Annotated in this window: 14 protein-coding genes; 7 read left to right on the top strand and 7 right to left on the bottom strand. The window is 60.7% G+C overall.

Annotation, left to right across the window (positions count from 1 at the left end; genetic code table 11):
• Positions 1–158 precede the first annotated feature (158 nt).
• Positions 159–1,349, top strand: coding sequence for a nucleotidyltransferase domain-containing protein (locus tag NO878_RS09380; protein ID WP_256405731.1), 1,191 nt, complete (start codon positions 159–161; stop codon positions 1,347–1,349).
• A 3-nt stretch (positions 1,350–1,352) separates the two neighbouring features.
• Here NO878_RS09380 and NO878_RS09385 read toward each other — a convergent pair whose 3' ends face one another.
• Positions 1,353–2,495: a glycosyltransferase family 4 protein gene (locus NO878_RS09385; protein WP_256405732.1), complete on the bottom strand. Its 1,143-nt coding sequence runs from the start codon at positions 2,493–2,495 to the stop codon at positions 1,353–1,355.
• 105 nt (positions 2,496–2,600) lie between these two features.
• Here NO878_RS09385 and NO878_RS09390 point away from each other — a divergent pair, with 105 nt between their 5' ends.
• Both NO878_RS09390 and NO878_RS09395 read left to right on the top strand, forming a co-directional pair.
• Positions 2,601–3,542 (top strand): NAD-dependent epimerase/dehydratase family protein, encoded by a 942-nt coding sequence (locus tag NO878_RS09390; protein ID WP_256405733.1) that lies wholly within the window; start codon positions 2,601–2,603, stop codon positions 3,540–3,542.
• A 446-nt stretch (positions 3,543–3,988) separates the two neighbouring features.
• Positions 3,989–5,767 carry an ABC transporter ATP-binding protein gene (locus NO878_RS09395; protein WP_256405734.1) on the top strand — a complete coding sequence of 593 codons (1,779 nt, stop codon included), beginning with the start codon at positions 3,989–3,991 and terminating at the stop codon, positions 5,765–5,767.
• Between the two features lie 281 nt (positions 5,768–6,048).
• Here NO878_RS09395 and NO878_RS09400 read toward each other — a convergent pair whose 3' ends face one another.
• From NO878_RS09400 to NO878_RS09425, 6 genes are all read right to left on the bottom strand, one after another.
• Positions 6,049–6,210 (bottom strand): hypothetical protein, encoded by a 162-nt coding sequence (locus NO878_RS09400; RefSeq protein WP_256405735.1) that lies wholly within the window; start codon positions 6,208–6,210, stop codon positions 6,049–6,051.
• Between the two features lie 185 nt (positions 6,211–6,395).
• Positions 6,396–8,258 carry an asparagine synthase-related protein gene (locus NO878_RS09405; protein ID WP_256405736.1) on the bottom strand — a complete coding sequence of 621 codons (1,863 nt, stop codon included), beginning with the start codon at positions 8,256–8,258 and terminating at the stop codon, positions 6,396–6,398.
• A gap of 424 nt (positions 8,259–8,682) precedes the next feature.
• On the bottom strand, positions 8,683–8,991 hold the full coding sequence (locus NO878_RS09410; protein WP_256405737.1) for a PqqD family protein: 309 nt from the start codon (positions 8,989–8,991) through the stop codon (positions 8,683–8,685).
• A gap of 1,366 nt (positions 8,992–10,357) precedes the next feature.
• The gene (locus tag NO878_RS09415) at positions 10,358–10,507 is read right to left on the bottom strand and encodes a hypothetical protein (protein WP_256405738.1); all 150 of its coding nucleotides are present in this window, start codon (positions 10,505–10,507) and stop codon (positions 10,358–10,360) included.
• Positions 10,508–10,955: 448 nt separating this feature from the next.
• On the bottom strand, positions 10,956–11,402 hold the full coding sequence (locus NO878_RS09420) for a lasso peptide biosynthesis B2 protein (protein ID WP_256405937.1): 447 nt from the start codon (positions 11,400–11,402) through the stop codon (positions 10,956–10,958).
• A 1,730-nt stretch (positions 11,403–13,132) separates the two neighbouring features.
• Positions 13,133–13,753, bottom strand: coding sequence for a hypothetical protein (locus NO878_RS09425; RefSeq protein ID WP_256405739.1), 621 nt, complete (start codon positions 13,751–13,753; stop codon positions 13,133–13,135).
• A 259-nt stretch (positions 13,754–14,012) separates the two neighbouring features.
• On the opposite strand from NO878_RS09425, the gene NO878_RS09430 reads away from it, so the two are divergent.
• The 4 genes from NO878_RS09430 (at position 14,013) to NO878_RS09445 (ending at position 16,699) form a co-directional block, all read left to right on the top strand.
• The gene (locus NO878_RS09430; protein ID WP_256405740.1) at positions 14,013–14,543 is read left to right on the top strand and encodes an OB-like fold-containing membrane protein; all 531 of its coding nucleotides are present in this window, start codon (positions 14,013–14,015) and stop codon (positions 14,541–14,543) included.
• A complete protein-coding gene (locus NO878_RS09435) occupies positions 14,543–15,052 on the top strand; it encodes a metal-dependent hydrolase (protein ID WP_256405741.1) in 510 nt (169 codons plus the stop codon). The genes NO878_RS09430 and NO878_RS09435 overlap by 1 nt, the downstream gene beginning before the upstream one ends.
• Before the next feature lie 108 nt (positions 15,053–15,160).
• Positions 15,161–16,432 carry a sulfatase gene (locus NO878_RS09440; RefSeq protein WP_256405742.1) on the top strand — a complete coding sequence of 424 codons (1,272 nt, stop codon included), beginning with the start codon at positions 15,161–15,163 and terminating at the stop codon, positions 16,430–16,432.
• A gap of 54 nt (positions 16,433–16,486) precedes the next feature.
• Entirely contained in the window at positions 16,487–16,699 is a 213-nt protein-coding gene (locus tag NO878_RS09445; protein WP_256405743.1) for a hypothetical protein, read from the top strand.
• Position 16,700 lies beyond the last annotated feature (1 nt).

The following is a 16,700-nucleotide window of genomic DNA, read 5'->3' on the forward strand; positions in this document are numbered from 1 at the left end:
CGGACCGCTGCGCCGGCAGGACCCGTCAGTTCGCCGTGCGAGGATTGATACTGTGAGACGATTGAGTCCGTACGAGGGCGAGCGAACTTGGACCGATCTCCCGCGGGGACCGCTCCGTGCCGCCCGCGCCCCCGACGGAGACGTGGGACGGTGACGAAATGACAACCGCAATCGATCCACAGCGACCTGTCAGTACCGGCGCGGAGCTGGAGGTACTCCTCCAGTGCGGTCGCGACATCCTCGACGGCGAGGACACCCCGTCGCAACGCTCGGTGGACAGGACAGCCGACTGGCGCCGAACTCTCGAGTTGGCCCGACAGCACGGGATGGAACTGTTGTTCCTCAGATGGTGTCGGGCGGGGTCGTTCGAGGGGTGTCCCTCCGACGAAAGCCGGTACGACGAGAAGTACGACAGGCTGCGGCGACAGAACCTCGGCACCATAGCCCATCTGGTCACCCTCACCGAGCGTCTTGACTCGGCGGGCGTGGAGTGTCTGGCGTACAAGGGACCGGCCGTCTCGAGTCGGGCGTACGGGAGCGCGACGGTTCGTCGATACGCCGACATCGACATCCTGATCTCCCCCACGGATCAGCGGCGAGCGAAACGCCTCCTCGAAGCCGAGGGTTACGAAGTGAAACAGGTCAACCATGCGGTGTTTCAATCCGTGTTGGGACACCCGGATCGGCAGTCGCCGGTCGACCTCCACACACACGTCGTCCCAGATTTCTTTCCACTCGAACTTCCCTTCGAGGAACTCTACGCCCGCCGAACACGTATCGACGTCGGCGGACGATCCGTGCAGGGTCTCTCTCTGTCCGACGCGATACTCGTCCACTCGATTCACGGGGCGAAACACCACTGGTATCGGCTGGAGTGGATTCTCGCCGTCGCACTGCTGATGCAACAGCATCGGGATCTGGCGTCACTCCTCGACCGGGCGGAGACGCTCGGCTGCGAGCGGATGGTCCTGCTGGCGATGTTGCTATCACAGCGGCTGTTCGACGCTCGGTTCCCCGAGAGGGTACAGCGGATGCTCGACCGGGAGTCCAAGTCGCTGCGCGTCGTCCGAACAGCCGCAGACAGGGTGATCCACTGGCTGGCTGACACTGACTGGTCGAACAGGAACGTCAAACGAACCCATCTCGCGGATTTCCGCTTTCGTTCCCGCCTGATGTCGGGACGGGCCGACAAGGCGCGGTTCTGGGCCGCCGCCCTCACCAACCCACGCCCCGAGGACGAGGAGGCCGTGCCGCTTCCGGCGTCACTATCACCGCTGTACAGGGTGATCCGGCCGTTCAGGTTGCTCTACGAATACCGGGGGACGCTGGCGGATCGGGTGCTGGGCTGATCGTCAGCCCTGACGGACCACCCGTGCGTACCGTTCGGCCGCCGCGGACGCGACGTTGTCCCAGTCGTACTGTCGTGCACGCTCGACAGGGTCACGCGGCGGCGCCCGCCCACCGAGTACCGCATCGAGCGTCTCGCGTAGCCTCTCGACCGTCGGCTCGACGACGAACCCGGCGTCGCCGATGACCTCGTCGGCGGCGGAGTCGGGATGGTCGGCGGCGACGACGGTGCAGTCGGCGGCCATCGCCTCCGCGAACGTGATGCCGAACCCCTCGCGGGTGGAGGGCGAGGCAAACACGCGCGCGGCGGCCATGTGACCGAGAACGTGTTCGTACTCGTCGAGAAACCCGAGCATGTCGACGCGGCCGGCGTTTGTCAGTCCCTCGGCCTGCCGCCGGAGGCGGTCACGTTCGGGGCCGTCACCGACGATTCCGAGGGTAGCGTCGTGCTCCTCGGCGACCGCGTCGAAGGCCTCGAGCAACAGGGAGACGTTCTTGTCGGCGATCAGGCGACCGGCGAAGAGCACATCGTAGCCGTCGGCGTCGGCCGGCAGAGTCGCCCGCTCGATCCGCCCGACGTCGATCCCGTTCGGGATCACCGTGATCGACTCGCGATCAGGACCAATCTGTGCGAGGCGGTCGGCGGTCACGCCGGAGACGGCGACGGGATGCTGGGGGACGCGGGCCGCGGCGCGTTCGACGATTTTGCCGCCGAACGCGAGCGGTCCCAGATACTCGTCCCAGTAGGACCGCCACACCTCGTGCCACGTCGTCACCACGGGCGTGTCGCCGACGGCGCCGGCGAGTTTCGCTGAAAACACCGGAAAGTAGGGGAACACGGAGACGACGAGGAGATCGTGATCGGCCGCTCGCAGGCGCTCACCGAAGGGAGCGACCAACCGAGCGCTAAAGTCGAGTGCTTCGGTGATCGACCGCCGGTCGTCGGTGTAAAGTTCCGTGCCGGGCGCGACAGCGCGGAGGGTAAGCCCCTCGTGTGTTGTCTCCGGTGGGCCGTCCCAGAAGTGGCGGCCGTACACCGTCACGTCGTGGCCGTCGGCCGCGAGGCGTGTCCCGATCTCGTGGATGCGCTTTTCGGCGCCCCCCTTGACGAACGGATAGACCACGTTCGAGACGTACCCGATGTCCATCGTTCCGTCAGTGTCGGGGGGAGTTGATGCCTGTTTCGGTGGTCGGAACGCGGCCGGGCGCTACCCACACCGAAAACGCTATTTTTCACACACTAAATCTGAAGTATGGAACTCTCCGGACAGCGGATTCTCGTGACGGGTGGGGCGGGGTTCATCGGCTCACATCTCTGTGATCGACTCGTCGCCGACAACGACGTGATCACGGTCGACCGGTTCTCGAACGGTCGACGCGACTGGATCCCCGACGAGGCGGAACTAGTCGAGGGCGACCTGACCGACGCGGCCGTCGTCGAGGAGGCGCTCACGCCGGACGTCGACCTCGTCGTCCACCTCGCGGCCGACAAGGCCGTCGACAGCGACGACCCCCTCTCGCAGTTTCGCCTCAACAACACGATCACCGAGAATCTCCTCAACCGCATGCAGGCCGTCGGCGTCGACGCCATCGCCTTCGCCTCGTCGTCGACGGTCTACGGCGAGGCGCCCCGGCCGACGCCGGAGGATTACGCTCCCTTGGAGCCGATCAGCATGTACGGGGCGTCGAAACTCGCAAACGAGAGCCTCCTCTCCGTGTACGCACACAGCTACGACTGCACGGCCTGGATCTTTCGGTTCGCCAACGTCGTCGGGGAGCGCCTGCAACTCGGCGCCGTCGTTCCGGACTTCATCGAGAAGTTGCGGGCGGATCCGACCGAACTCGAAATCCTCGGCGACGGGCGGCAGGAGAAGTCGTATCTCCACATCGAGGACTGTCTCGACGCGATGGAGCACATCATCGAGGAAACCGACCGCCCGGTGAACACCTACAACCTCGGCACCCGGACGACAACGTCGGTTCGCCGCATCGCCGACATCGTGAGCGAGGAGATGGACCTCGACCCGACCTACGAGTACACGGGCGGGGACCGGGGCTGGACGGGGGACGTCCCGAAGATGCGTCTCTCCATCGAGAAACTGAGCGCGCTGGGGTGGGAGCCGGCGTATGCGAGCGACGAGGCGGTTCGGGCGGCGACGCGAGCGTTGCTCACCGGCGAAGGCATCGAGGACTAACCACGTCTCGGGACGTGTCTCACTCGATGATCGCCAGGCAGGCATTACAGAGTGCGCCGATCCACGGTTCGTCTTGGTGTACCTCCGTTCGCTCCTCACACTCGGGGCAGTATTTCCGGTCGTCTACGGCCATCACCCAACACGTCACTCGATTGTCTATAAAACCTTCCGGAGAGTGAGGTCAATTGAAAGCAATACCGCTTGGGGACATCCACAGCCACTCAACCGCAGCGATTTGAGGACGTACGGGGGACAGACGTAGCAGCAGGAACGTGATCGGCTATGATACCAGTTAGCCGCGCGGAAGTAGAGATGCTCAGTATACGATAGACAGTAGCCGGGAACCACCTCGGATCGGCAGGTGGAAGTCAAATACGGAGACGGACCACCCCAAAGTGTATATCTTTTAGTTGATATAATCGGGACGAGCCGGCGCCCCCTGAAACATGACAGATCTGCGCGAGAAACTACAGGCTGTTTATAAAGCAGCACGATTCCGCCCCTGGCTCGGAACCACGATTGTCGTACTGAGCTTTGTCACCGCGTTGCTAGAAGGAATCGGACTCAGCTTCCTGCTTCCGATACTCGAGATCGCGCAGTCGCCGTCATCACCCGCAGAAGCCGATGGGATCTTCGGCTTTTTCACCCGTGCGTACGCCTTATTGGGGGTTCCGTTTCAGCTCGAATATCTGATTATTGGGATTGCAGCCGTTATGACCGTTCGATTCGCGTTGACGTTTCTTACTGCGTGGCTCCGCTCGGTGTTCGGACTGGGCTATCAGCGCGAGTTACGGAAGGAACTTTTCGATTCGGTCATGTACGGACCAATCGAATATATCGACGAAGTTGGGTCCGACGAACTCCTGAACAGCCTCATCACCGAGACGAACAAGGGTGGAGGGGTTCTGATGATGACGTTCAGTATTGTCGGGACTGGTCTGCGGGGTGTTGTCTATCTCTGTCTGGCAGCCGTACTCTCGCCAACGCTGACCGCAGTCGCACTGGTCAGCCTGGGGGTTAGTACGATAGTGGTCAGGTACGGCCTCGAGCCGGCATACGGTGTGGGAGACAAGTCAGCCAACGTGAATGATAGGATTCAGGCTATCTCACAGACTAGTTTTCAGGGAGTACGCGATATCCGACTGTTCAACATGCAAGAGGAGTTGTCCGGGCGAATGACCGATGCGCTCGACGACTATCTGAACATCAACGTTCGGCTCCGGCGAAATCAGGCCGCGCTAAACAACCTCAACAAGTTCACGAACGCGCTCGTCGTGTTCGGGTTAGTGTACGTCGGATTCACCTACACTGGGCTTTCGGTGTCGAGACTCGGGGTGTTTCTTTTCGCTGTATTCCGGCTGTCTCCCGTTCTAAACCAACTCAACACGCAGATATACGGCTTGGATGGACAGTTACCGCACGTGGTACGCATTCACGCTCGACTGCGAGAGATATCTGAACGAAAGTCGGCGATGTCTACCGACGGAGCTCCCGTTAACTCGGTGGAGACCATCCGATTCGAGGGGGTATCGTTCGCCTACGAAGGCGACAGTACGGTGCTTCAGGACATCTCGTTCGAAGTTGGCCGGGGTGAAGAGATTGCTCTCGTGGGACCGTCCGGAGCAGGTAAGTCGACCGTCGTCTCGCTGCTCGGCCGGTTACGGAACCCCAACGCCGGACGGATTCTCGCCGACGGAACGCCGATCAGCGAATTCGATACCGACGAGTGGCGGGATTGTATCGCAATCGTTCGGCAAAGCCCGTTCATATTCAACGGGACGCTTCGGGAGAACGTCACTATCGGCAACCGAGATGCCTCCCAGCGGGAGATAGAGCGAGTTTGTGAGGTGGCACAGGTGACGGAGTTCCTCTCCGGGTTGCCCGACAGGTACGAAACGGAGTTGGGCGAAAACGGCGTCCGTCTATCGGGAGGGCAAAAGCAGCGAGTAGCAATCGCCCGGGCACTCCTCAAGGAAGCCGATATACTCGTTCTCGACGAAGCAACGAGCGAACTCGACACCAACATCGAACGGGACGTGTACCGTGGCATCAGAGAACTCGAAAATCGATTCGCAACGATCAGTATCGCGCATCGGCTGTCGACCGTTAGCGATGCCGACCGAATCTACACGTTCGTGAACGGCCGCATTACCGAAGTCGGCACACATACGCAACTTCTCGACAGCGAAGGAGACTACGCGGACTTATACACGACGCAATCGTAAACCGGTGAGACGCTGTGCTACAGTCGGAAACCTCGGACGTGGGGACGACAACTCGACGCACAGAACATCCGAAACCGTGTTATAGCCGACATTCGCGGGTGCTGAGGGATTATGCGATGGTCGAACCGAAGCCGTAGAATCCGGTCGGACTGTTTCGGTAAGAGAGCTTCGCACTGATCAGGGGGAGTCGCCTCCTGAAGGCCGACAACGGCCGTTTCTCGGTCGAAGGGTCACCAGTACGGGCTGGAACGGTAGACTGAAAAATCGCGAATGGCCGGCCGTTATGAGTCTTGGACGAAGTCGCCGTCCAGCGGGTTCGGATCGTTCGTGTCGGTGAAGCCGTCGACGGCTGAACCGATCTTGTCTTGACTGTTCTCGGTCACCGCGCCGACAGCACCGTACGATTCCACCGTGGGGGTCTGGTACGTTCGTTTTCTTGTCATCAATTCAGTAACTATACCGAGATAACATAAAAGTTTGGTCGCGGGGTGAACACTATCCTAGCGATAGATTGCGGACGGCGATCTGAGGCCCCACAACGGCCGGACACGATACGAAGGCTGTCGTCCGAGAGCCTGTGGGCCTGTGTTCGTCGAGATGGGGTGACGCCACGCGAAACGCGAACGAACTACTGAGTGTTCAACCACGTCCACAAGGCAAGTGCTCGCCAGAGAACCCGAACGTCTCCACCGTCTCGTTCCGTATTGAATCGTTCGTAGGTGGACCGGAGTACGTCCATGTCGTGATACTGCGCGATGACCCCGGGGGCGTCGAGCATCCGCGAGATCGCCTCGTCTTCCCGTGCTAGCGCATTACGAACCGCGTCATCCATCGTCGTTTTCTGTAGCCGTGACCGGATTTCCTCGGGAAGAACGTCGTGAAGGGAGCGGCGGACGATAGAGCGCGGGCGCCCCTCGGAAAACTGCTGGGTCGGCGGAAGCTTGATCAGGAACTCGAGGAGTCGCCTATCGGTGTACGGATGTCGGGATTCGATACCGAACGCTGCGTCACGCTGGTTACACACTTCGAGTGCTTCGGTGAACATACCGATCATTATCGACGTGTAATGCTGCCGTCTGTAGTTCGGACGTAACGATCGGTCGGCCACGTTTAGCGTTTTGTACCTACTACGAAGTGCAATCCGTTCCGCGAAGTCCGGATCTATCGCCGGGTTCGCCCGTTCCTCGAGTACGGGATTACCCCGAATCTGTTGCAGCGTCCGAACGAGTCCGTCCGGAACGAGTCGCTTGATAACTTGATTGTAGAATATGTCCGTTTTTTTGCCGTTCCACGTCTCACTCGTTGTCTTGAGTTCGTCGTACAGTTGCAGCCAGTGGCCGGTTCGGAAGAGGTACAAAAATACGCCGAGTCCCTGACCGCCCGCTGCATCCCCCATGAGACCAGTCAACAACACATCGAGGCCGATCTCGTCGGCTTGCTTCGCTCGTTCCCACCCTGTAAAGTGTGCTGGATGATGTAGCGGTTGGTCGAAACAAGATACGAGATCGTCACGGTCAACGAGTATACTGACACCGTCGGTCTGGACGTACCACGGAGAGATCCCGTCCTGATCGGCCATGACGTCGATATACGCCCGCTCGTCGCTCCCGGGCGTGTCGTCAAAGACGTTCGAAATGGAGTGAAGGGTCTCGTGGTCGGGGACTAGCTCTCGGGCGACGGCAGTAACCGACGACGAATCGAGACCGCCGCTGAGCTCAACGCCGGCATCTCCGGAGGTGCGGAGGCGACACCGCACGGCCTCGGTGAACAGTTCTCGAAACCGGGTTTCGTACGCTGCATCGGATTCGAGACGGAGCGGAGTGTCGAGAGCGGGTTTCCAGTATCGTTCCATCGACCGCCCGGTGGCCGATAGCTGTAGTGTGTGCGCGGGGGGAAGTCGGCGCACCGATTGGTGGATCGTATTCTGCTTATCACCGAATCGTCCAACGAGAAAGTCGCCGATGCGTTCCGGATCAGATTCCGTCGGGATGAACGGTAACGAGAGGAGCGCTTTGATTTCCGAGGCGGCGGCGAACACGTCGTCAGCCCGGTAGTAGTACAGCGGCCGAACCCCAACGTGATCCCGCGCACAGAACAACGTGCCTGCGTCGAGATCGAAGATGACGAACGCGAACGCACCGACCAGGTGTTCGGCGCACTGGTTGCCCCACCTGCGGTACGCCGCAGCGATGAGTTCGCTATCCGAGATCTGTTCCGCAGGTTCGGAGATCGTGAGCTTCGAGAGGAGTTCGTGACGGTTGTCTATCCTGGCATCCGCGCTCACGACCGTGTCGCCATCGCGATAGGGTTGATCGTCGAGCGCAGACTGCGGGGTGGTCTGGAACTGTTGGTGACCAAGGGCAACGTGATCGTCGCACCACGAAGCACACCCGTCCGGGCCACGGTGGTCGATCGCCTCCAGCATCCGTCGAATATTGTTCCGGCTGTCGAACGCTCGATTCCGGTCGAAGAGTGCGACGATCCCGCTCACAGGTCATCACCTGTGCCGAAAGCGAGAGGCAGAGAGGGAGACGAAAAGCGGGTATCGGCGGCGGAATTCGCACCGTGCCCGATAGCGCCGAGTCTCTCGGACGGAGCATGAACGCGTAGTTCGGCACCCGTTCGAGATCTCGGGAAGCGTTCAAGCGGCGTATATATGGTTCCGACATAGAAGGGTGAATCTCCGAAGTCACCACGGCCGGGGAAGGAGTGCTCAGTCGTTACGGTGGTTCGACGGACCAAATCGGGGTAAGAGGCGCAAAAACTCTCACCACCGGCGGGTGACTGGCGGCGAGATGATTGCCGGGTGCTCGCGGATCGCGTCGGGGTAGTCGGAACGAGGCCAGATGACACACGTAGCGAGTGGAGCGATAGTGTTCTGTGTTGAACTGGTAACGCCTCGCTCGCAGATGGACTCATACCTCATCCTGAGGGTCGGGAGTGTGAACCAAATCTAGTTCGAGGAGTTCCGAAACCAACGTTCGAACGTCCATCTTGCACCGGTCTTTATCAACGTCGTACGCTTCGAAGATGGTCTCATATATCTCCTCAACGGTGTGCGGTTCTTGGACGATATTCCAGATATCCGCCCCGACCCGGTTGAAGCCATAGTACGTTCCGCCTTCAATATGAAGGATCACCGATTCGTCGTCGATCTCTGTCGAAAGACAGTCCTCACTGGCGACGATTGTCGTCGAGTCCGAGAGATTAGGATTCGAAGACATTCACGGTCAGGTATCAATATACTATCATAGGATATAAATTCTGCTGGTTCCCGGAGAGTCCGTATATAAAGCGTCACATCCTCACACGGTCTTCGACCCGTCGGACGTGAGTTACTACTGGTCGCCTGCTTTTCGACGGTGGAGACATGATGACAGTGGTTTCGGGTGGGCGTACCCTTCGCGCACAGCATCGTGGTATGTTTCCGGTAATCGCGTCACTGAACGCGGTTCGTGACTCTCGCGCACGATTCACCGTTGTACCGCGACGGCGGAGACAAGCGGATACGAGCTCTCGGCCTGCGCTCTTAGCAGGTGGAGCTATGGGAGTCGAAACACCGAATGTCAGCAAAGTATATGTTCACGTACCGTTTATACACCAACGACGGTGACTGATTATCTACTATAGAGTATACGGGCTGGTAGTTCGGTCGGATATCGAACTACCGGAACTCCGGTCCGTCGATCCCGAGGATGCCACGGCCGATGTCGTCATCCAGCGCGATCAGCTCTCATCGGTCCCGGAATCAGCGAGGGGAAACGCTGGCGAGCGGTTTCAAGCTGGCCCAGAGAAGTGTCACCTTACGTATGACGGGGTCGGGTCGTTTCTGATCGAATCCGGTGAGCGAATCCAGTACGATCCGGCCGCGGCTCGGGCAACACAGACGGGGGCGTTCCGAAAGATACTGTTGAATCAAGGGCTCGGGCTGCTTCTTCATCAGCGGGGAACCCTCGTGTTGCACGCTAGTGCCGTGTCGATCGACGGACAGGCAGTTGTGTTTCTCGGGGAACGGGGTGCCGGAAAATCAACGACTGCCGCAGCACTTCACCTGCGAGGGTTTCCGATAATCGCGGACGATGTCGTTGGCATCACCCTCAAAGATGGTGAGCCAACCGTCGTGCCCGGGGTTGCACATCTCCATCTGACGGCGGATGCGGCCGGCCTTCTTGACGTCGCTCACTCTGCGACAGAGGGTACGGCACGAAAGGAGCAGTATCGAGCCGAAGGTGTCTCGGCGGCGGTACCCCTGTGCCGGATATATCACCTCGAAGGCGGGGAGTCTGTTTCGCTTCGAACGCTATCGGGGAGAGAGTCGTTTTTAGCTCTGCTCGACAATAGTTACGCCACGGCGATCCTTTCAGATACGGGAACAGTATCTACTCACTTTCAGCTGTGCTCGGACGTCCTCACGAAGGTACCCTGCCGACGGCTGCGGCGACCAAAGGACGCCGAAACGCTGCCAACGGTCGTCGAGCAGGTTCGGGATGATTGTCCGCCACCGTCATCATAAATAGGTAGCGCCCGGGGGGAGTATCCAGCCGTCGACGCTAATTCAACTGCCGTGACTCGCAGATGACGACGGGGTTGTCAGTCTGATTCGACATCGCCGCTCAGGATTATATCACTCGTCGTCGTGACTTCCGAGTCCATCGCACTTCCGATCTTCTCGTCTCGTTCGGTCCGAGAACTCACGGTGCCGTACTCCTCGATCACGGGCGTTTCGTACGTCTTGCTCATTATACACCCCACATCATATTGTACGCTTCGTGGTATAAAACCAGGGACCAAACAGGAGAAACCGGGGTGCGACAGCGCGCCGGAGAATCAGCGTCGGGAAACTACGCGCGGGCTACGGTGCTGACCGGCGACGAATCGAGACCGCCACGGCACAGATCCCAGCGATTGGTATCTCCGACCGACGAGTTCGCTATCCGCGATCCCGCCACCCGCTACGGAAACAGACCGCGTCGCCCGTACCGGCTATCGATTCGGGTAAGGGCCGTCGCGGCGGTGGCTGATCGTCGAACCGAGATTCTGGCGTCGACTGGCGTTACCGGGGGCCGAGTCCGACCCGTCCACACACTGCGCCCGCTCGGACAGCGACCCTCAGGTGAGTTTGGTATCGCCGAAGTAGCGACGGGTGTGAACTCTCCCCGATGTCGCTCAGAGAGAACGGCGATACTGCTCACGGGTTGCCCCCGCCATCTAACGGTGGGAGAGGCTCGTATTGCGACAGATCGTCGAGATCCCCGATCAGGACATCCCCGTCGTATTCGAGCCAGCTGTGTGCGATGAAGCCGTCCTCGGAATGTGGGTTGACACCGATTCGATGAGTGGGTGCGTATCCGTACAGTCGGAGAAGCGTCTCGCCTGCTAGTGATCGAACGAGACAGGATCGACTGCCGGGGAGGTAATACTCTGTCACGTTGACTGCCCACACGATGCGCGAAGGGGGAGGCGTCCCGGGAACACGTCGGTTATCAGGTGTCGAGATACGCAGCAGTCCCGCGCGGACCTTCGAAAATGGCAGGAGGACGATACAGAAAGAGGTAAGCAGCAACAAAAGCGCCGAACAGAGCACTCTGAACTTATCGCCCGAAGAGAGAGACAAAAATCGTGTGATGCGTAGCATGGGTCTCAACTCGATCGCCGAACCGGGAGAGGGGTCGAGTGTCCGATCAGGAAGTGGTCCGTCCAGCTCCCGGGCCGGGGCTTGGCGATACGTGTCGATCCGATCGCGGACGTTTGGGGTCGTTCGAGTATCGGGGGGATGAGAGTACTGAATCGTCGCCACAGAGTACGTCCCGTCGTCGCGTGACCACTACCACTAGGACGACTCAGGGGATCGATGAACCGTTGCCGCGATACTCGGGATCGACAGCCACGGTGCGCTACAGTCGGTGTTGATATCGGGGAAGTTGGGTTCTGAGCCATCCGTAGGGTTTCTATCGATATACTGTCGAATAGTATAAATCTCCGATTGAGATACGAGGGACCGTTGGGATGAAATCATGTCATTACGTCCGTCGGAGGTCGTCGGTACCGGGAGCGACCCCCGCAAGACGAAGCAACCGTCGCAGGCAATCAGCGGTATAGAGGTGGGCAGAGTGTGGGGACCGAAACGGATCGCGCTCCCAGCTGTGGGACGTTTGGGCTGGGACTCACTCCGTCGTACAACGAGCCGATCGCGTTCCGTTATGCGGGTACAACTGGAACTCCCCCCGAAATCACGCGGTGCCTTTTCGGAGAGCGGTGGGCGGAGTGAGCACGGCGAGCCGGGGATCGGGGGACGCAACGAACCTCCGCCTTCAGCGGCTCGGGACCGTTTGAATGCAGTCGGCCACGCGAAGCCGACGATGGCGAGACCGCGCTTCCACGCGTGGCTACTCGGTTGGATCGGTACCAACTGTAACGGCGACAACATCACGAACAGGGAGAATTATCGGGCTTAATATTGAGATTGAACGCGGCCGCTATCGACGCGGGTGACCGAGCGGCGTAGGCGACGCGGGTAGAGAGATCCGAGCGCTTACGAGGCGCTATGGAGCGGTCAAGACTGTGAGAAGGAAAAACAGCGACCGAGCAAGAGCTCTGAGGGGGATCATCGTGTCGTTACCAACGAAGGGGAGTAGAGGCGTGGCCGGTCACCAGAGTTGGCTTCATTACCGCCCAAGGAGTACGTGGCTACGTGAATGTTCGACGTGTACCTACGTGGATTATACCACTTCTTGTCTTCGGGTGCTGTGGGATTGCTGGCGTGGCTGTTGATCTGTTTGGCATCGTCCGGCACCTCATCGACGGGCCGCGGTGGTTCAACCGATTCGATTTGGCGGTGGCACTGGCGTATACCGCTGTTATTGGCGGTGTGGACGCATATCGCCGCCGACGTGATTGAACACGGTCATCTCCCTCGGCTCGCCTCGGGACTGACGGAACTGTGGAGAGCGCTGGGTGGCTGATGTGACTGCCGCAGTATCGACTCAGTAGGGGTGTACCCGAATCGGACACGAGGGTGTAGTCGACAGGAGCGATAGAGCAGGGTTCGGGGTGTGCCTGTGGACGTACGACACGCGTGAGGTGTCGGAGTCGGGGGGACCCTCGAACGAACGGAAAGAAGGTGACGATATTCCGTAGGTCCAACCGCTCCGCAGCTCTGCCGGTCAATCGCGCCGCGGACACGAACGAAATGTGACACTAAGTAGGATAGTGGATGGCGGGCGGCCGTCCGAGTATGCTGACACCTAAACCAGCACTCAAGAGGACGAAAACGGGGCTGCAGTCGTTTCGCCGACGCGCCCGACAGAGGAAAAGGAAGTTCGGGGGCATCCAGAGGAGCCCCCACTTCACAGAGGCCGAGTCGCGCTACTTGAGCCCGAGGGTGGTCACGGTGACGCTTCCGTCGAAGAGGGGTTCGTCCGGATTCGCGTCGAAATCACGGGTATCGATGGCGATACCCATCGGCTGGCTGTCACCCGAGTCGAGAATCACACTTCGATTGATCCGGTCTCGGCCTTCTGGATGATTGATCGGCATCGGATCGTCGTCCTGCTCGTAGAATTCGAGGCCGAGTTCGGGCGTGGGATTGCTCGCGTTCGGATCGAGGCGGTCGGAGTCCACGTCGGGCATGAATCCCGACTGTGCGTCCTCGGGATCGTATGCGATATAGATGACTGCCCGCTGCGTCCCTTGGTTCGTGATCTGAAACATGTCGTCGAACGCCGTCCGCGCGTTCATGTTCACGCCGGCGCCGCCGGCGGTCGTCTCCGAGATGTCGATACCGAGCGTGCCGCCGTTGAGGCTGACGAACTCGTCGCTGTTGGAGCTATCGAGCGTGTCGAGGCCAAGAAACGCGTTTTCGTCGCTAGCCACCGCAACGTTCACCGTTCGTTCGGCGTCGACGCTGGTGAACGCACCGGTTCCCATCGCCGTCGCCGAGGCGGCGGCCAGCGATCCGAACCCCGCCAGGAACTTGCGTCGGTTCATGATGCTCTTATCTTTCGATGCCGGCCACAGGTCATAGTATTAAACCGATTGACCGGGACCATTTCCAGCCAGTCCCGAGTAAATCGCTCATATCCAGGGGAGTTGACGACCACCTCAACCCGATATTCGGCCGGAGGTTTCCGCCGAACCTCCGGGTGTCGAGTCCGACGGCCCACCGTGAGCGGACTCCGGCCTGGTGTGACCGGGGACGTTCGTCCGCCCGAACGATATTAGTCAGTGCGTCGAAGTATCCCCGGACATGATCGATTCGACGCGCGGTCGGCTCCTCGCAGTCCTCTGTCTGCTCGCCGTACAGGCCTCGCTATTTCCACTGTACGCACAACAGCCGATAGATCCGGCGGCACACGTCTATCCGGAGGGCCCAGACGTCGCTAGCGATCCGGCGGCGTACATCGGCGAACGCGTCGAAATAACCGGAATCGTACAGCGGACGGCGCCACTCGTCGTTCGGGTCGAGACGATGGAGGGATCGATGGCGATCAGAGTCGCCAATCACGGCCTCTCGCCGGAACGCGGCGCGAAGGTCCGCGTCTTCGGAACGCTCACCGCGGCAGGCGAACTCCGTGCGACCGACGGGTTCGTCGTCCCTCAGCGCGGACGGTGGTACGCCTGGGGAATCTCTTTTCTGGCCGGCCTCTGGGTTCTCTACCGACTCGTCGTACACTGGCGAGTGAAGGCCGCGACGCTGGGGTTCGTCCCTCGGGAGACGCCAGCAACGATTCGGGCGTTGCTTGAACGAATCACGCCGGGAGCGGAGGGACTGGACTGATGCCGGATTTACTGGCACACGCCTTCATCGCGTACGCTGTCTGTCGTGTCCTGTCGTGGCGCTGGGAGTGGCTCACGACGGAGTACGTCACCGTCGGGATGGTCGGGGCGTTGATTCCGGACATCACGAAAGTCTATCTCGTCGTCCCGAATCACGCGATGGAACGGCTCCTAGGAACCCCCTTCTCGTGGTACAGTCTGGGCACCGGCGGCGGCGTACTGGTGAGCGTCCTGATCGGCGTCGTACTCGCCGCTTCGGAGGTTCGTCGACCCGTCGGGGTCGCCCTGGGAATCGGCGCCGGGAGCCATCTCCTCGCCGACAGCCTCCTCTTGACACCGACAGGGTACAGCACGCAACTCCTGTGGCCACTGTCACAGGTCCGGACGCTGAGCCCGGGGTTGTATTTGAGCACGCAACCGGGGCCGATGGTCGTGACCGGAGTCGTCGCGGCCGTGGTCTGGATGGTGCATCGTCGTCGTGTTTCGGTGTCAGACGCTGAATCCGAATAACGGGGGACAACAGTCGGTACGCCGAGAGCGTAACACGGAATCGACAGCCCGGCGGCGATCCGCGTCTGGTAAAGAAATATATGTATCCGGAGTCGTCCTGCATTCGTAATGCCCGCTGACTGGGATCACGTGATCCTCCTCTCGGCCGACGCTCTCAGGGCGGATCACCTCTCGTGTTACGGGTACCACCGTGATACGTCGCCGATCCTCGACGAACTCGCAACGGAGAGCATTCGGTTCACGAACGCCTACAGCGCGAGTTCCCACACCCGCGAGGCGGTGCCGGCGTTGCTCACCGGCGAATATCCGGACACAGCTGTCGGGGACGACTTCCGACTCGCGACGGAGACGGTCGCTTCGACGCTCTCGTCGGCGGGATACGCGACGGCCGGCTTCCACTCGAACCCGTTTATTTCCCGAGCCTACGGCTTCGACCGCGGATTCGATACCTTCGACGACGACATGCATTTCGGGTCGAACAAACTTCTCGCGCTCGCCCAGCGGGCGCTGGATAAGCTCCGCAACCGCCACTACGCCCGCGCCACGGAGATCAACGAGCGGTCGCTCGACTGGCTCGATTCGCGGGGTGACGAGCCGTTGTTCCTCTGGAACCACTACCTCGATACGCACGGACCCTACGAGCCACCGTCGGAGTACGCGACCGAGTATCGCGCGTCGACGGTGTCGGATCGGGAGGCCCAATCGCTGTATCGGCGGGCGATCCGCGACCCCGAGTCGATCAGCGAGGACGAACGGGCGCTGTTGATCGACCTCTACGACGCTGAGATCCGGTACAACGACGCGAAACTCGGCGAGATGCTGACGGCGCTGCGGGATCGGGGACTGCTAGAGCGATCACTGCTGGTGTTCACGTCGGATCACGGCGACGCGTTCGGCGAACACGGCTACTACGAACACCCGCGCTACCTCCATGAGGAGATCACGCGCGTGCCGCTGTTAGTGCGGCCGCCCGGCGGCGTCGACGGGGAAACGGTGTCGACACCGGTGAGTACGCTGGATATCGCGGCGACGATCCGGGCCGGGCTGGATCGAGAGGTAGGCGAGGGGCGGGTGTCGTTGCTCGGTGAACTGCCCGCGGAACGGACGGTGTTCGTGCAGGCTCGCGGCGAGGACGAACACAGCCACCTACGGCGGTACGCCGCCCGGCGGAGCGACGGGGCGTGTTTCTGTGAACGGGATCGGGAGACCGAGACGGTGGAGTTCGGGGAGTGTTCGGGGCGCGAGCTTCGGGAGGAACTCGACGCGCACGTTGAGGCACGGGTGCGCGAAGGGGGAGAGACGAACGACGCGGCCGGCGAGGATGACGCGGTCGACGAGGAGATCGAACGGCGGCTGAGCGCGCTGGGGTACAAAGAGTAACATGCACACGACGAACCACGTCGAACCGATGAGGACGAAAAAACAGGATTGCCGATGACGGAGATTTCACTCTCGGACGACCTCGCGGAACGTATCGAGGGACGGATCGACGGCACCGAGTTCGACGGCGTCGACGAGTATGCCGAGTTCGTCCTTGGAGAGGTACTCGCACGGGTCGAACACGACGCCGCCGAGTCGCAGGAGGAGACGGCGTCGCGCGAGCAGGTGCAGAACCGCCTCCAGTCGCTCGGCTATCTGGAGGAGTGAC

Source organism: Haloplanus ruber (genome assembly GCF_024494725.1).
GTDB classification, from domain to species: domain Archaea; phylum Halobacteriota; class Halobacteria; order Halobacteriales; family Haloferacaceae; genus Haloplanus; species Haloplanus ruber.

Bases quoted from the DNA above. Each gene is read 5' to 3' on its own strand.
- NO878_RS09390 (WP_256405733.1), top strand. From the start codon at position 2,601: ATGGAACTCTCCGGACAGCGGATTCTCGTGACGGGTGGGGCGGGGTTC.
- NO878_RS09380 (WP_256405731.1), top strand. From the start codon at position 159: ATGACAACCGCAATCGATCCACAGCGACCTGTCAGTACCGGCGCGGAG.
- NO878_RS09445 (WP_256405743.1), top strand. From the start codon at position 16,487: ATGACGGAGATTTCACTCTCGGACGACCTCGCGGAACGTATCGAGGGA.
- NO878_RS09395 (WP_256405734.1), top strand. From the start codon at position 3,989: ATGACAGATCTGCGCGAGAAACTACAGGCTGTTTATAAAGCAGCACGA.
- NO878_RS09410 (WP_256405737.1), bottom strand. From the start codon at position 8,991: ATGTCTTCGAATCCTAATCTCTCGGACTCGACGACAATCGTCGCCAGT.
- NO878_RS09385 (WP_256405732.1), bottom strand. From the start codon at position 2,495: ATGGACATCGGGTACGTCTCGAACGTGGTCTATCCGTTCGTCAAGGGG.
- NO878_RS09400 (WP_256405735.1), bottom strand. From the start codon at position 6,210: ATGACAAGAAAACGAACGTACCAGACCCCCACGGTGGAATCGTACGGT.
- NO878_RS09420 (WP_256405937.1), bottom strand. From the start codon at position 11,402: ATGCTACGCATCACACGATTTTTGTCTCTCTCTTCGGGCGATAAGTTC.
- NO878_RS09430 (WP_256405740.1), top strand. From the start codon at position 14,013: ATGATCGATTCGACGCGCGGTCGGCTCCTCGCAGTCCTCTGTCTGCTC.
- NO878_RS09435 (WP_256405741.1), top strand. From the start codon at position 14,543: ATGCCGGATTTACTGGCACACGCCTTCATCGCGTACGCTGTCTGTCGT.
- NO878_RS09440 (WP_256405742.1), top strand. From the start codon at position 15,161: ATGCCCGCTGACTGGGATCACGTGATCCTCCTCTCGGCCGACGCTCTC.
- NO878_RS09415 (WP_256405738.1), bottom strand. From the start codon at position 10,507: ATGAGCAAGACGTACGAAACGCCCGTGATCGAGGAGTACGGCACCGTG.
- NO878_RS09425 (WP_256405739.1), bottom strand. From the start codon at position 13,753: ATGAACCGACGCAAGTTCCTGGCGGGGTTCGGATCGCTGGCCGCCGCC.